This is a genomic window from Epilithonimonas pallida, from assembly GCF_900182975.1.
In the GTDB taxonomy this organism is placed as follows: Bacteria; Bacteroidota; Bacteroidia; order Flavobacteriales; family Weeksellaceae; genus Epilithonimonas; species Epilithonimonas pallida.
This window is the reverse complement of record NZ_FXUO01000007.1, coordinates 205348-220043: the sequence shown is the minus strand read 5'-3', so window position 1 is coordinate 220043 and position 14696 is coordinate 205348. Positions and strand designations below refer to the sequence as shown.

Genomic DNA, 14696 nt, shown 5'->3' with positions numbered 1-14696 from the left:
CCTAAAAATGTTAAACGCTATTGATAATTAATACAGATAAGTAAAATTAATTAGTTAAAAAAAGTTAATGAAAGCAATTTTTTAATATTTTCGTAATTCAAAAATAAATATAGAAGAAAAGGCCCCTTTGAATTTTTGGGGATAAAAAAAATTTTAAATTATGGCAAACATTTGGATTAAAAAGCCGATGGAAGCGTATGAAGCGGACATTAAAAAGAGTCAGCTAAAGCGTGTATTGGGAAAATGGAGTTTAACAGCTATCGGGATTGGTGCCATCATTGGAGGTGGTATTTTTGTTTTAACAGGTACAGGTGCGTATTATAATGCTGGTCCTGCTTTAGCACTTTCCTTTGTCATTGCTGGGATTGCCTGTGTTTTTGCGGCATTGTGTTATGCAGAATTCGCATCCATACTTCCGGTAGAGGGTTCAGCTTATGCTTATGCTTATGGAACAGTAGGAGAGATCTTCGCCTGGATCATTGGTTGGGGACTGATTCTGGAATATGCAATGGGTTCTATGACAGTTGCTGTTTCCTGGTCCGGATACTTTGGAAAATTACTGAAGATGTTTGGGCTGCATTTACCGGCTTGGTTAACGACTGACCCACAAACATATCTTGCTGCAGGTAATTCTGGATTTTCTATGAACCTACCTGCATTTTTAATTGTATGGGTAGTGATAGGGATTCTTTTGAGAGGAACAAAAGGCGCTGCAAAAGCGAATAATTTCATCGTGATGCTAAAAGTTTCTGCTATTATCTTCGTGATTATTGCCGGCGTATTTTTTATCAATCCTGAGAACTGGTCACCTTTCATTCCAGCTGCTACTACGATTACAGAAAACGGAGTTTCGCATTCTGCTTATGGTTATGCAGGAGTTGTTGCCGGAGCATCAGCCATTTTCTTTGCTTATGTTGGTTTTGATGCGGTTTCCACACAGGCTGGGGAAGCAATTGACCCTAAAAAAGATGTGCCATTTGCAATCATCGCATCTTTGGTAATCTGTACATTATTATACATCTTGGTATCATTGGTTTTAACAGGAATGATGCATTATACAGACTTCAATCCACTAGGAAAATATCCGGACGCGATCAAAGCGCCGGTTGCTTACGCCTTCGATATTGCCGGACAGGCTTGGGCTGGTTATATCATCACCATTGCAGCAACAGTTGGTTTGATTTCCGTACTGATGGTAATGATTATGGGACAATCCAGAATCTTCCTGGGAATGTCAAAAGACGGATTAATTCCAAAAACCTTCTCAAAAGTAAACCCAACGACAAGTGTACCATCAAAAAACTTAATTATTTTAGGGGGTGTGATTTCAGTCATTGCTTCATTTACGCCAATCAATGATTTGGCACATATGACCAGTTTCGGGACTTTGTTCGCGTTCACAATGGTATGTGTTGCAGTTTGGGTTTTGAGAGTTAAAGAGCCGAATCTTCAAAGAAACTTCAAAGTGCCTGCATTGCCGGTCATTGCGGTTTTAGGAATTGCAATTAACATCTATTTGATCATCAACCTGAGCAAAGAAGCACAAATGTATTCTTTAGGTTGGTTGGTCATCGGTTTCTTCATTTATTTCTTGTACAGTAAAAGAAATTCAAAACTTCAGAACGGAGGATTTGGAGAGACGTTCAAAGCAGAGCAAGAACCTTTGGAAGATGTTGATATTGATATCGACAACAAGCATTAAAATATAAATTCCGCATCTTTTGCGGAATTTTTTTTGGAGCTTGATCCCGCTATCCACTATATCTTTTTTGTCATTGCGAACGAAGTGAAACAATCTGTTGAACCATTCACTCATCGCAATAACAAAAAAGGATGCCGTTCCTATCGGGGCTATGGATTTTGTCTGTAAAACAAAAATTTTCTCAGTAATAATCAACATTACCCAACTTTCATTATTTTTATAAAATGAAAAAACTAGTACTATTTTCACTCACGATTATTTCATCATTTCTACTATCTCAGAAATTCACGATCGATACTCTATTGACAGATAAAATCAGCATCAGAGCCATCCAAATCTGGGACGGAAAAGTCTGGTATGCCGGAACAGATTCAAAATTCGGTTATGTCAATATAAAAAATAAATCAGATAAAAAGCAGATTAAACTTTCAGATAAAAAGCTACAGTTTCGGACACTTGCTCAAAATAAAAAAAGCTTTTACACAATTAATATAGAAAGTCCAGCTTACTTTTTTGAAATTGATAAAAAAAAATTAGATTTCAAAGTTGTGTTCAATGATAATGATCCGACGGCTTTTTATGATGCCTTGAAATTCACGGATAATAATTTTGGATTAGCATTTAGCGACCCGTCAGCCAATCAAAGATTGAATATCTCTCAAACCCGAAATGGTGGTTCAAAATGGATTCATTGCAATGATTGTAAAGATTTTCCTTATTTAGAAAAAGGCGAAGCTGCTTTTGCTGCTAGTAATACCAATATCGCAAGTTTTGGAAATGTTATTTGGATTGCAACAGGCGGAATGAAATCCAGAATATATCGTATGAGGTATAAAGATTGTAATTGGAAAATTTTTGAAACACCTTTTACACAAGGAACTTCTTCCAAAGGAATTTATTCTATTGACTTTTACAGTGAAACTAATGGAATTGCTGTCGGCGGAGATTACACAAAACAATCCGATAACATAAACAATATTGCAACAACCAATGATGGTGGGCAAACCTGGAAAATCCAAGCCAGCGGACAAAATGCAGGCTATATGACTTGCGTGAAATTTCGACCAAAAACCAATGGGAAAGAAATAGTCGCAGTTGGAGACCAACACATAAGTTTCTCATCAGATTACGGAAAAACCTGGACAAAAATCTCCGACGAAAAAAATCTATACGCCTGTGAATGGCTCGATAAAAACACTCTGATTCTAGCAGGAAAAGACAAAATAATAAAGTTGAATTTCCAGTAAAATTTCAAGATATTTAATTTGTATTTCTTAGCTGAACCAAGCGTCTTTGTGAACTTAAAAGTATTTTCAATAAATTCAAAAATCTTAGTGGACTTTGCGTTCAAAATTAAACGTTAAAAACATAATCCCTATTTTTGCACCGAAATTAATGAAATAGGTTAATGAAAAATACGGTTATTTTTGATATGGATGGCGTGATTGTAGATACAGAACCACTTCACAAAAAAGCTTACTATCAACATTTCAAAGAATTAGAAATCGATGTAGATGCAGAATTATTCTCAAGATTTACAGGAAAATCGACCCGAAATGTTTACCAGATGATTAAAGAGATTTTCGGAATCGAAACCAATGTTGAAGAATTAATCCAAAGAAAAAGAACTCTATTTTACGACTTATTCGATTCTGACCCAGCTTTGAAATTGCTTGATGGAGTAGAAGTATTAATAAAAAATCTTTATTCTTCTAATTTCCAATTGATATTAGCTTCTTCTGCAGCCAAATCTACGATTGACAGAGTTTTCAAACGTTTCCATTTATTTCCCTATTTCTCACATCTTGTAAGTGGCGAAGATTTCCCGGAATCTAAACCAAATCCTGCGATTTTTATCGAAGCTCAAAGATTATCAGGAAATGATAAATCAAATTGCATTATAATAGAAGACAGCACCAACGGAATCCAGGCTGCAAATGCTGCAGAGATATTTTGTGTTGGTTATAAAAGCGTAAATAGCAAAAATCAGAATTACGAAACCGCAGATTTAGTCATTCAACATTTTGATGAACTGAAAGTAGAAGAATTGGAGTTGATTTAAGAGACTCTTTTTTTATTGGAAGATTCTACCCATTCATCATTTTTGCAGACCTTACAATTGCTGTGTTCTCCAGATTTGAATTCCTGAGTATAGCCACAAAAAGTACAGGAATAATGAGTGTCTTTACTGAATGTCTTCAACGGGTTTTCTAATGAGTTGGGAAATATCGGTAAACCAAATTTGATGTCTTTATCCTCATAATAGAAAACACTGATTTCGCCAGAGATTTCTTCAATAGCTTTTTCAACCTGACCAAGTTGTGAAACGCCTTTCAGTCTTAGTTCCGCAAAGAATTCATCTTCTCCAAGTGATTCTTTTCGGAAATCATCAATGCAAAAAACACCATCCTGAATCAAGCAAATCGGTTTGCCTTCAACCAGTTTTTCAAATTTTTTGCTTTTGCCAATAAAGTATGTGATAATGGTGTATAAGCTGATTATCATTGTGAAAACAACAATCGCTGGCATTATTCCAACATCTTTGTAAAACATCGGATCACCGGCAGCAGAACCAAGTCCAATAATCACAACCAATTCAAAAACTGAAAGTTGTTTTACGCCTCGTTTTCCCAAAAGACGGAGCCCAAAAATAATCACCAGAAACATTATTCCGGTTCGGAGAACTGTTTCCAGAAGGAAAATCCACTCTTCTGAACCTAATAGAATTTGTTTGAAATCGAACATAGTTTTTTATCGCTATGTCCAAAAAATAAGCCAGAGAATTTAGCTTTGAATTGAAGCATGAGTGGTAGAATATTTAATTTTTTTTGTAGACAGTCATTTTTTTGTCACCTGTTTTTGTGATGATTTTACTATCAACAGCTGATTTCAAATCTCTGCTCGCAGTTGCCGAAGAAATATTTTTGAAATAATTGATGTAATCTTTTCTTGTGAATTCTTGATTGATATTCTCCATGAAAATCAAAATTCTATCATTTTCATAAAGTTTTTTTGTCGAATTTTCCAACAGTTCAGAAAGGGATTTATCTATGATTTGCAACATATATTCTATGAACTTGGTCGATTTTCCTTCCTTGTCAGAAGCCGATAAAGCACTGTAATATTCATCTTGATTTTTTGAAATCAAAGTTTCAAAAGGTATGAATTCAAAAATGGGATAGTCATTCATCAAAATCAAAGTCTGCCAAAGTCTTCCCATTCTGCCATTTCCATCCATAAATGGATGTATGAATTCCATTTCGTAATGAAACACACAGCTTTTTATCAAGGCTAATTCTGATTTATTCTTCAAATATGCAAAAAGGTCTTTCATCAAATAAGAAAGATTTTCCGCTGGTGGTGCAATATGTTCAACTTTCGAACCTTTTACAATTCCAACACTTTTCGTTCGATATTTCCCGGGATTTTCTATGAGGTCTTTCATCAGAGATTGATGTGCTTTGAGAAAATCTTTTTCTTTATCAAATTTTAGTTGAGCCAGATTTTTATAAACATTCAAAGCGTTCAGAACTTCGATTATGTCTTTTTGAGGTCCCGCAATACGTTTGTTTTCCAAGATTGCCGTGATTTGTTCTTCAGAAAGAGTGTTTCCTTCGATACTTAAAGAAGAATGAATCGTTTTGATTTGATTTTGCTTTCGAAGAGTAGGATTTGTTTTAGTCAGAAATTTAGCATTTACGACTCCGATTTTTTCTGAAATCGATGCAATATATTTTAATATTTCTGATGTAATATCGTAAGGCGGTTTCATTTTTGATAGTATCATTTGATAGTATCAAAGGTACAAAAAATTAGCTGCCAAAAAACGCCATAGAACTTCCAATCCAAATCGCATCTTTCTTGTTAAAATCCACATTCACCATTGCTGCTTTCGTCATTCTGACAAGGTTGACGAGTAATTCTGGGTTTTCTTCATCAGGATTCCACGCAAAAAGCAAACGGATTTCGGCTTTAGAAAATTCTCCGTTGATGTCTTCAAAAAGAGGTGCGTAAGTCACTTTTCTTTGAAGAATGTAATTTTCTTTATCGTCAATTTTATTGATGATTTCCTGTGTAGGATTTAGATTCACACCGCTTCCGGCAAAAGAAAAAAGTGGTTTCAAAACGAAATTTTCCAATGGTTCATTTTCAGGAAAGTCAGACAAGAAATAACTTTTCGGAACAAATTCGTGCTTTAGTTTTGGGAGAATATATTTTGAGATTTTGAAAAACCAGTTCGGGTGTGTAATCCATTCTACATCTACATCTTCCCGGAAATCAAATTCTGTTTCCAAACCTTCGATCTTATCCAATTCATCAAAAATGACACGATTGTAAATTCTGTTAATAGGAACTAATTTTCCACCATTTTCGTAGAATAACTTTTTGCCTTCTTTTTTAATTTTGGTCAGACAAACCGTTTTGATTCCAAGATATTGTTCAGTCAGAGCAAAATCAATCGCGGTTTTTTGTTTTTCAGGGTAGATCTCCAGAAGAATTACATTTTCTGGATTTTCGTTTCCTACGATAACTTGTTTCAGTTTTTTGATGTATTCATCTTTCGGAAGTGAGTTTTTCAATTCATTCAGAAAAGGATAAACTTCGGTAATCACTTCTTCAAACAATTTCTGAAAACCAAACAGACTCGGAAAAGCCTGCAACTCTATCAACTGCGGAATAACATTTCCATTCTCATCCTGACAAATTCCAAAATCTATCGCTATAAAATGAGGCTTTTGAGTATCATTCGGAACATTACAATTCGTAGGAATAGCTTTTCTCAGTTCTTCGTCAGGCATTTCTTTGATTTGAGAAATAATCGACTGGGAAGCATCATCCAGCTTTTTCCAAAATTCTTTGGTAAGAAATATTGGACTCTCAGAAAGTCGAAACGCGGCTTCGTGACCGCATTTCTCTTTTATTAATTCATTAACTTTTTGGTATTTTTCGTGAGAAAATTCTTTGTTAAATAGAGTTCTGTATTTTGGGATCATAGTTTGTGTTTGGTTAATAGATATTGGTTTAAGTTGTATTTAACCCAATACTAAGTTTTTAGTAATTTGTTCAGAAGCAAGTTGTAAAAATCTTGGGATGATTTGCGCTTTGGTTAACACGATTTTGTCGTCATCGTCCATTCTGTCGATCGTTTCAAGATATTTTTCCATTCCGAAGGTTTCAATCATCGCTTCCTTATTTTTCTCGTCTTCCAGGTTTTTGATGAAGCCAAGCGGATCCGCTTCCGGATGAAACTGAGTTCCGAAAATTTCCTCAGAAAAACGAACCGCCATCATTGCTCTTTCCAGATGGACTGTTGGACGGATTTTTTCCAAAGCCACAATTTTCATTCCCAACTCGTCCAATTTTTCCTGATTGGGTTCAATACATTGATACGCCCTGGAATCTACGCCGTAAAAAGGGTCTGGCAGATTTTTGAATAAAAATTCCTGCTCGCCGTCTTCCGATTTATGGATTGGCATCACACCAAAAGAATAGGATTTTCTCTTGCAGACATTCGCAATTCCGAAATGGATCACCGCCAGCTGGAAAGAATGGCAAACCAAAAACAAATATTTTTTCTGCTCATTGGATTTGTTATGGTCCCAAATCTGTGTCAAAAAATCAGCAAATTTCTGTTCCCACTCGTAACCTTCGCGATGCGGATTGCCTGGTCCTCCGGAAGAAATGAAGATGTCAAAATCTTCAATGTTGGGCATTTCATTTTTATAACGAACATCAAAAACATCCACAGAAACTTCATATTCCGACTGTTCCTGAAAGGTCTTCGAAAGCTCTTTTATGTTTCTCATCCCTTGATTCGGATGATTATTATTCATATCCAAAAGTGCAATTCTTACATCATTTTTACTCATATTCATAAATTTTTACAAAAATACGGAATCTGAAATTTATAAAAAGCGAACAAAATTCTTATTGTAATAGTTTGGGCAATTCCCTCACCAGTGCAAAATCCCAGCTCGGGTCGGGCTTTCCGTTGCAAACCTAGCAAAGTGGTTCGACGAAGTCAATCTTTTGCTTTTCCTTATGTGAAAGAAAAGCAAAAGGATTTCCACTGCAATCCCTATTGCGTACGGTTCGGAGATAATTAATGCATTAATCACTAAAAATTAATAATTACAAAAGCCCTTTCTCTGTCTCATAAATCATATAATCCACGACTTTCTTCATATCCCCGCCACTTTCGTGAAAAACTTTCAATTGTCTGTCAGCACCGGTTCCGTTTTTTATAATTTCTCTTGCATATTCAACTTCTTTTCTACAACCTAAATCATCAACAACATCATCGATGAAAAGTAATAATTCTTCCAACAAATCTTTATAAGGAACACTGGCTTCTTTACCAAAATCAATCAGATGTGCATCAATTCCGTCTTTGGAAGCGCGCCATTTGTTTTCCGTCAGAAGCAGTCTTCTGTAACTTCTGTAACTCGTATTTTGCTGGTGCATTTTGTAAACTTTTGCAACCAAAGCCTGCATGATTGCCGCAAGACAAACCGTTTCATCAATAGTCAGAGGCATATCACAAATCCTAAATTCAATCGTAGGATAGAACGGATGAACTCTCAGATCCCACCATATCTTCTTGGCATTATCAATCGTGCCGGTTTTCACCATCAGATTAACATACGCATCAAATTCTGCAACACTACTGAAATAACTTGGTAATCCTGTTCTTGGGAATTTAGCAAAAACTTCCTGTCTGTAAGATTTAAAACCTGTTAATCTTCCAACCCAAAACGGTGAATTGGTGGATAGTGCGTAAACGTGAGGCAAGAAATAGCGCATCACATTTTGGATTCTAATCCCTTCTTCACGATCAGGAATCCCGATGTGAACGTGCAATCCGAAAATCAGATTCGACCTTGCCACATCGCCCATATCACTGACGATTTTGTCATAACGCGCATCTTTTGTGATGATATTATCTTTCCAATGAGAAAACGGATGTGTTCCGCCTCCCGAAACTCGTAAACCTTGTTCGTGAGCAGTTTTTACAAGATGTCTTCTAAGATCGGTCAATTCCTGTCGTGCCTGCTGAATATCTTCACAGATGCCTGTTTCCATTTCAACAACCGACTCGTGCATCTCGTGTTTTAGATTTTCGCTGAGAACAGCCTTTCCTCCTTCTATTATTTTGGAAACGTGTGAAACCAGATCACGGCTTTCCGCATCTATGATTTGATATTCTTCCTCAACACCTATTGTGAATTTGTGCATTTTTTTTCTTGTGTTAATTAAGTTAGTCGTTAAGTTTTAAAGCTGATTGGTTACGAATTTTCCCCAATCGATATTGATTTTTCCAGGCTTGTAATCTTTAGCTTTTTCGATTGCTAGTTTTGCAGCGTGTTCCACGATCCATTGGAAATTTTCCTCACCGACAGAGTTTCTGTCAGCATCAGGAGCCGGATTACAGAAGTCAATCGCATAAGGAATGCCGTCTCTCACAGCAAATTCCACAGTGTTGAAGTCGTAGCCCAAAGCTTCATTCATTTTAATAGTATAATCCGTAATAGTTTTTAACAGTTTTTCGAGTTCTTTTCCTTCAGTTTTATGTGTTGTTGCATATCTCAAATGATGTGGATTTCTTGGTTCATAAGGCATAATGTGAACATATTTTCTACCCAGACAATAAACCCGGTAATAATCCTCGAAAACAATCTCTTCCTGAACCATCATTACCAGTTGTTCGGTTTCTGCGTGTTTTGCCCACATATCTTCAGGGCTTTCCACACGGTAAACATTTCTCCAGCCGCCGCCGTCGTGAGGTTTCATATAAGCAGGAAAACCGATATAGTTGAAAATATATTCCCAATCGTGAGGGAATTTCAAATTTCTGAAAGATGTTTCAGAAGTGTTTGTTGGTCTTTCGTGTGAAGGTAGTAAAACGGTTTTCGGCAACGGAATTCCAATTTTGGACATCAATGCATTATTGAAAAATTTCTCATCTGCGCTCCACCAGAATGGATTGTTGATAACGTAAGTTCCGTTAACTGCAGCATTTTTCAAATAAGCTCTGTAAAAAGGAACGTCTTGTGAAATCCTGTCGATAATCACGGCATAACCATAATCTGCACCTTGTTCCAGTTTGTCAATTTGAACAGGTTCTGCAATATATTCTCCTTTTCCTAATTCATTGACTTTATCGATGAATGCCCACGGAAAAGTGTCTTCCATCCCGAATAAAATTCCAATTTTTTTTGCCATAATGTTTTGTTTTTGGTCAGAAGTCCTGATGTTGGATGTCTGAAGTTTGTATGTTTGTTTTATTAATTTAAAATTATTTGCCTCGCTGATTAAGCAAATTAGGCAGATTTTTAACGATTGTATATTTGCTAAATCAATAAAATCTGTGAGAGATTTATTTTAAGATTTACCCGAAAAACCTTCCAATGAACTTCGGAAAAACCATTCTCCAAAGTACCCAATCGTGATCTATCCATTTTTGCTCATTATACCAATGATTGATTCCTTTTTCAGTTAAGATTCCTGCCATTTTTCTAGTTGGTTCCAAACAAATGTCACGGTCAGATGTGCTGAGAACAATATGCATATGCTTATATTTCCAGGCTTCGTCATTTTTCACGAATTCATCCGGGCAATTGAAATAAATCAGTTGGTCTTGATAACCGTCCATAAAATTCCTGATGTTAAAAGCGCCTGACAAACAGAAAAGATGCGAAACCAAATCTGGAAATCTGAACGCAAAATTAGCAGCGTGATAACCTCCGAAACTTGCGCCTGCAATAGCTACGCGATGTGTGTTGTGAGTTCTCTGGATATAAGGAATGAATTCCTGAACGAGAAACTGAACGTACATCTCGTAGTTTCTGATTCTTTCGTAAGGAGAAATTCCTTTATCATAAAAACTGAATTTATCAATCGTCTGAACATTGAATAATTTTAAAATTCCGTTATTAGTGAAATGTGAAATACTTCCGTTCAAATGGAAATCGGCATTCTGAGTATAAGAACCTTGCGAAGTCGGGAACATAATAATCGGATAACCGAAATGTCCTGTAACTTCGACCTGAAGGCTCATTCCAAGAATATGTGAATAATAATCTGTATGTGTGATTTGAGGCATCTTTTTTATGATTGATGAATGATAATTGATAAAAGATTAATTAAAATTGTGAGGTTTTCAAAGACAGAATCTAACTCGTTGGTTTTTCTTTTGGAGGAAGAATATTCAGGATTTGTTCTGTGACAACTTCTGCTGCTTGGTCTAGTCTTTCCTCGATGATATCTGCAGTTTTTGCTTTGTAAACAATTCCAATATGATAATCGATTGGTAAAAATTTTTCCACTTCGTCACTTTGTAAATTCTGAGTATTGGGATGCTTATCTTTTGCTAATGCCACAATCAATCCGGAATATAATTTTTGAGTTTCCTCAACTGAATAGTGAGTTCCTTCCAATAACGCATTTTCCAGCCTTGCCCATTCTCGCCAGATATTGACGCCGGTTGCAGCTTCAACCATATCAGGAATATGAGCACCACCAACTCTGGAAGATGTTTCAAGGAAATAATATCGTCCGTCTGTTCCTCTGATATATTCACTGTGAGTTGCGCCGTTTTGGATTCCGAATTTATCCAAGACTTGTTTGTTGATTTGATCTAAACCTTTTGCTTCCTCCGAATTTTTGTCCAAAGTTTTGGTGCGAAAAACACCACCTTCGTGAGAAACCTTCATTGGTGGAGAAAGATATTTCGAAAAACAGGAAAACACGATTTCTTTGTTATAAACCAAGCAATCCACGTGATAAACATCGCCTGGCTTAAAAGCTTCCAAAAGGAATTTGTAACGTTCATCGCCAAGATTTTCCACAGCCGGCCAAAGTTCATCCACAGAATTGATTTTCTTAATACCACTTGCCGAAGCTTCGGAGCGAGGTTTCAAAACCCAAGGTCCGGGAACATCCTGTGTGAACTGGTGAAGTTTTGCATCATTGAAAATGGAAGAAAACTCTGGAACAGAAATGCCGTTGTCTTTTGCCTGCTGACGCATTGCCAATTTATCCCGGAAATAACGATGCGTTGTCTGTCCCATTCCTGGAATACGGTAAGTTTCACGAATCATCGCTGCTTTTTCTACATCGTAATCGTCCAAAGCAATGACGGCGTCGATTTGATGATTCTTCATCAGGTAAGCAAATCCCTGAACCAAATGGTCGAGATTCCAAACCGATGGTTCAAGTTCTGGCATATAATAAATCTCATCTATGGCATGCCAAGGCCAAGGTTTTTCCTTCAGGTTTTCGGAAGTAATCAAAATGACTTTGTTGCCGAGTTTTTTGCACTCGTCCATAAAGTCATAACCTTTGTAATAACAAGAGATACAGACAATAGTTTTTTCCATATTCATTTTTTTGACGGAGGTCAGATGACTGATGCCCGATGATTTAATTATAATTTTCTATAAAGTCTAATAAAAGCTGAACGCCGTAACCTGTCGCTGCCTTATCCTTTGCATAACCGACATTCCCAAACGCAACGCCGGCAATATCCAGATGCGCCCAATTCTCGTGACCTTCTATAAACTGTTCCAAGAATTTTCCAGCAATAATGCAATCTCCGAAGGGTTTCATCGAAATGTTCTTAAAATCTGCAACATCCGAAGTGAAATCATCTTTCCAAATATCCCAAAGCGGCAGATTCCAAAGACGCTGATTGGTTTTGTCTGCTGATTGTTCCAGCTTTTTCTTCAACTCGTCATTATTGGAAAAATATGCACCGCAAGTGTAACCAAACATTCTGACCGAACTTCCAGTGAGCGTTGCCAAATCTATCAGAACATCGGTTTTGTAGTTTTTTGATAGATAAGAAAGTCCGTCTGCCAAAGTCATTCTGCCTTCTGCATCGGTGTCCAAGACTTCAATTGTTTTTCCGTTGTAAGCCGTTACTACATCACTAGGCAAATACGCCTTTTCAGAAACTGCATTGTCTGTGATCGGGAGAATTGCAATAATGTTGATTGGCATTCTCAGTTCAGAAGCTGTTATCAAAGCGCCAATCAATGCGCTTGCACCGCCCATATCACTTTTCATATAATGCATATTGTCCGATGGTTTGATGGAAATTCCACCTGTGTCGAACAACACACATTTTCCGACTAAACCGAAAGTTTTCACATTTTCTTTTCCGCAATTGTATTCCAAAATGGTGAAAGCAGCTTCCTGCGAACTTCCCTGATTAACCGCTACAAATGCGCCTAAACCTTCTTTGATCGATTCTTCTCTGTTGAAGACTTTATATTTTAAGCCATATTTTTCTGCTGTTGATTTCAGGAAATCTGAAATCTGATTCACTTTTTTATGATTAGCTGGTTTGTTCAGCCATTCCATTCCAGCGAATTGTCCATTGCAAAGTGCTTCTGTTTTTAAAGCTAAATTCTTCGCTTCTTCCTCAGAAATATTTTCAAAATGAAGTTCAAAATTCTCCTGCCAAAACGGATGAGATTTTTCAAAAGGGTAGAGATAAGTTCCCAAGAACAAACCTTTTACCAATTCTTCCGTTAAATCTAATCCTAACTTTGAATAAACTGAAGTTGGAACTGCTTGCAGATTTTTCTTGTAATCATTCGTGAATTTGTTCGCAATGGATTGAATTTCAAATCCTTTTGCGTCTTTTCCGATTCCAATGAAAAAACTGATTTCATCTGAATTGGTCTTAATGAAAACCTCGTTCTTTTTTCCATTGAAGAATAATTCAACATTTGGATGTGAGTTTTTTTCCTGTTCCCAATCGGCTTCGCTGAACAGATATATGTTTTGAGTTGTTGATTCTTTTTTATTGTAAATTTTAATCATTTGCTTCGTTCTTTTCTAATTCATTTTTGGCTTTCACAGGACTTTCCAGACTGTCTATGAAAAGCCATTCTACGGCTCTTGGAAATTCCTGCGACCAGAAAAATTCCTGATGTGTTCCTTGGTCATTGATATTGGTCCTGACTTCAAAATCGAAGGATTTCTGCGCTGTTAATTTTTTCAAAGCTTTTTCAAATAATCTTATTCTGCCGACCATTCGGGAACCTTCTTTTTTACCGCCATAGAGATAAACCTTCAGTTTGTAAGGGTTATCAAACTTTATCATCGGAAAATTGTTTTCCGGTTCTACCCAAAGCGAAGGTGAGAAAATCAGCAATTTGGAATAAACTTCCGGATAAAGAAATCCGCCATAAATGCTAATCAATCCACCCAAAGAGCTTCCGCCAATTCCTGTATTTTCTCTATCTTTTTTAGTCCTGTAATTTTTGTCAATCCAAGGTTTCAAAGTATCAGTAATGAACCTCAGATATTTTTTACCTTCTGCATTTTTCGTTACATCTTCATTATCAAAAATATATTCCTTGATTCGGTCGTCGTTTCCGTGTTCTACTGCAATGACAATCAAATCGCCTCGTCCATATTCTGCAAGAAGAGCTAGCTTTTTATCGATTTCCCAATTTCCATATTCGGAACCATCATTAAATAAATTCTGCGCATCCTGCAAATACAAAACCGGATAATTCTTCTCCGAGTTGTAATAATCGTAAGGCAAAAGCGCCCAGACTTTTCTTGTTCTGTCCAACTGGGGAATATAGAATTCTTCATCCACCAATTCTACAATAGGGAAAAATTCTTGTTTGAAAGGTCCCCAATTCAGTCTCCATTTTTCAACCTTATCTTGTGTTTTTTGTCTTTCTTTTTTTGTCTTTCTGTTCGGTGTGATGTTGTCGTATTTGTCGATCTCTACATTTTCCCAGCCACCTTTTGTAAACTTATATTCTATCTCATCGTTTAGTAATTCATCAGGAATATTGATGTAATAGTTGTTTTCATCCATCTTTTCCAGTCTGAATTTTGAATCTTTCGGATTCCACTTGTTAAAATTGCCGGTAATAAAAATCGGTCGGTCATCATTATCTTCTGATGTCAGAAAAAACTCCATTCGCTGTTAAATTCTTTTACTGTTTATAAATTTATAAAATTATTT

Annotated in this window: 13 protein-coding genes; 3 read left to right on the top strand and 10 right to left on the bottom strand. The window is 36.4% G+C overall.

The window, feature by feature from the left end; genetic code table 11:
• Window positions 1–160 precede the first annotated feature (160 nt).
• The 3 genes from QOL71_RS14420 (at window position 161) to QOL71_RS14410 (ending at window position 3764) form a co-directional block, all read left to right on the top strand.
• Entirely contained in the window at window positions 161–1702 is a 1542-nt protein-coding gene (locus QOL71_RS14420) for an APC family permease (protein WP_229728454.1), read from the top strand.
• 224 nt (window positions 1703–1926) lie between these two features.
• A complete protein-coding gene (locus QOL71_RS14415) occupies window positions 1927–2949 on the top strand; it encodes a WD40/YVTN/BNR-like repeat-containing protein (RefSeq protein WP_283417617.1) in 1023 nt (340 codons plus the stop codon).
• A 161-nt stretch (window positions 2950–3110) separates the two neighbouring features.
• Complete coding sequence (locus QOL71_RS14410; RefSeq protein ID WP_283417616.1) at window positions 3111–3764, top strand: HAD family hydrolase; 654 nt, start codon at window positions 3111–3113, stop codon at window positions 3762–3764.
• Here the strand turns inward: QOL71_RS14410 and QOL71_RS14405 are convergent.
• From QOL71_RS14405 to QOL71_RS14360, 10 genes are all read right to left on the bottom strand, one after another.
• On the bottom strand, window positions 3761–4447 hold the full coding sequence (locus tag QOL71_RS14405; protein WP_283417615.1) for a DUF421 domain-containing protein: 687 nt from the start codon (window positions 4445–4447) through the stop codon (window positions 3761–3763). The genes QOL71_RS14410 and QOL71_RS14405 overlap by 4 nt on opposite strands.
• A 73-nt stretch (window positions 4448–4520) precedes the next feature.
• Window positions 4521–5474: a Fic family protein gene (locus QOL71_RS14400; RefSeq protein WP_283417614.1), complete on the bottom strand. Its 954-nt coding sequence runs from the start codon at window positions 5472–5474 to the stop codon at window positions 4521–4523.
• A gap of 40 nt (window positions 5475–5514) precedes the next feature.
• Complete coding sequence (locus QOL71_RS14395) at window positions 5515–6696, bottom strand: hypothetical protein (protein ID WP_283417613.1); 1182 nt, start codon at window positions 6694–6696, stop codon at window positions 5515–5517.
• 39 nt (window positions 6697–6735) lie between these two features.
• Window positions 6736–7572 carry a type 1 glutamine amidotransferase gene (locus tag QOL71_RS14390; RefSeq protein ID WP_283417612.1) on the bottom strand — a complete coding sequence of 279 codons (837 nt, stop codon included), beginning with the start codon at window positions 7570–7572 and terminating at the stop codon, window positions 6736–6738.
• 262 nt (window positions 7573–7834) lie between these two features.
• Window positions 7835–8938 carry a carboxylate-amine ligase gene (locus tag QOL71_RS14385; protein WP_283417611.1) on the bottom strand — a complete coding sequence of 368 codons (1104 nt, stop codon included), beginning with the start codon at window positions 8936–8938 and terminating at the stop codon, window positions 7835–7837.
• A 36-nt stretch (window positions 8939–8974) separates the two neighbouring features.
• On the bottom strand, window positions 8975–9925 hold the full coding sequence (locus QOL71_RS14380) for an ATP-grasp domain-containing protein (protein ID WP_283417610.1): 951 nt from the start codon (window positions 9923–9925) through the stop codon (window positions 8975–8977).
• Between the two features lie 166 nt (window positions 9926–10091).
• Window positions 10092–10805 (bottom strand): alpha/beta hydrolase-fold protein, encoded by a 714-nt coding sequence (locus QOL71_RS14375; RefSeq protein ID WP_283417609.1) that lies wholly within the window; start codon window positions 10803–10805, stop codon window positions 10092–10094.
• A gap of 70 nt (window positions 10806–10875) precedes the next feature.
• The gene (locus QOL71_RS14370; protein WP_283417608.1) at window positions 10876–12081 is read right to left on the bottom strand and encodes an ATP-grasp domain-containing protein; all 1206 of its coding nucleotides are present in this window, start codon (window positions 12079–12081) and stop codon (window positions 10876–10878) included.
• A gap of 43 nt (window positions 12082–12124) precedes the next feature.
• The gene (locus QOL71_RS14365) at window positions 12125–13531 is read right to left on the bottom strand and encodes a M17 family metallopeptidase (RefSeq protein WP_283417607.1); all 1407 of its coding nucleotides are present in this window, start codon (window positions 13529–13531) and stop codon (window positions 12125–12127) included.
• Window positions 13524–14651, bottom strand: a complete 1128-nt coding sequence (locus QOL71_RS14360; RefSeq protein WP_283417606.1) for an alpha/beta hydrolase — start codon at window positions 14649–14651, stop codon at window positions 13524–13526. Before QOL71_RS14360 ends, QOL71_RS14365 begins: the two co-directional genes overlap by 8 nt.
• Window positions 14652–14696: the final 45 nt, after the last annotated feature.

What these genes read in the sequence shown, in the direction of transcription:
- QOL71_RS14420 (WP_229728454.1), top strand. Translation starts at nt 161, where the DNA reads ATGGCAAACATTTGGATTAAAAAGCCGATGGAAGCGTATGAAGCGGAC.
- QOL71_RS14415 (WP_283417617.1), top strand. Translation starts at nt 1,927, where the DNA reads ATGAAAAAACTAGTACTATTTTCACTCACGATTATTTCATCATTTCTA.
- QOL71_RS14410 (WP_283417616.1), top strand. Translation starts at nt 3,111, where the DNA reads ATGAAAAATACGGTTATTTTTGATATGGATGGCGTGATTGTAGATACA.
- QOL71_RS14405 (WP_283417615.1), bottom strand. Translation starts at nt 4,447, where the DNA reads ATGTTCGATTTCAAACAAATTCTATTAGGTTCAGAAGAGTGGATTTTC.
- QOL71_RS14400 (WP_283417614.1), bottom strand. Translation starts at nt 5,474, where the DNA reads ATGAAACCGCCTTACGATATTACATCAGAAATATTAAAATATATTGCA.
- QOL71_RS14395 (WP_283417613.1), bottom strand. Translation starts at nt 6,696, where the DNA reads ATGATCCCAAAATACAGAACTCTATTTAACAAAGAATTTTCTCACGAA.
- QOL71_RS14390 (WP_283417612.1), bottom strand. Translation starts at nt 7,572, where the DNA reads ATGAGTAAAAATGATGTAAGAATTGCACTTTTGGATATGAATAATAAT.
- QOL71_RS14385 (WP_283417611.1), bottom strand. Translation starts at nt 8,938, where the DNA reads ATGCACAAATTCACAATAGGTGTTGAGGAAGAATATCAAATCATAGAT.
- QOL71_RS14380 (WP_283417610.1), bottom strand. Translation starts at nt 9,925, where the DNA reads ATGGCAAAAAAAATTGGAATTTTATTCGGGATGGAAGACACTTTTCCG.
- QOL71_RS14375 (WP_283417609.1), bottom strand. Translation starts at nt 10,805, where the DNA reads ATGCCTCAAATCACACATACAGATTATTATTCACATATTCTTGGAATG.
- QOL71_RS14370 (WP_283417608.1), bottom strand. Translation starts at nt 12,081, where the DNA reads ATGGAAAAAACTATTGTCTGTATCTCTTGTTATTACAAAGGTTATGAC.
- QOL71_RS14365 (WP_283417607.1), bottom strand. Translation starts at nt 13,531, where the DNA reads ATGATTAAAATTTACAATAAAAAAGAATCAACAACTCAAAACATATAT.
- QOL71_RS14360 (WP_283417606.1), bottom strand. Translation starts at nt 14,651, where the DNA reads ATGGAGTTTTTTCTGACATCAGAAGATAATGATGACCGACCGATTTTT.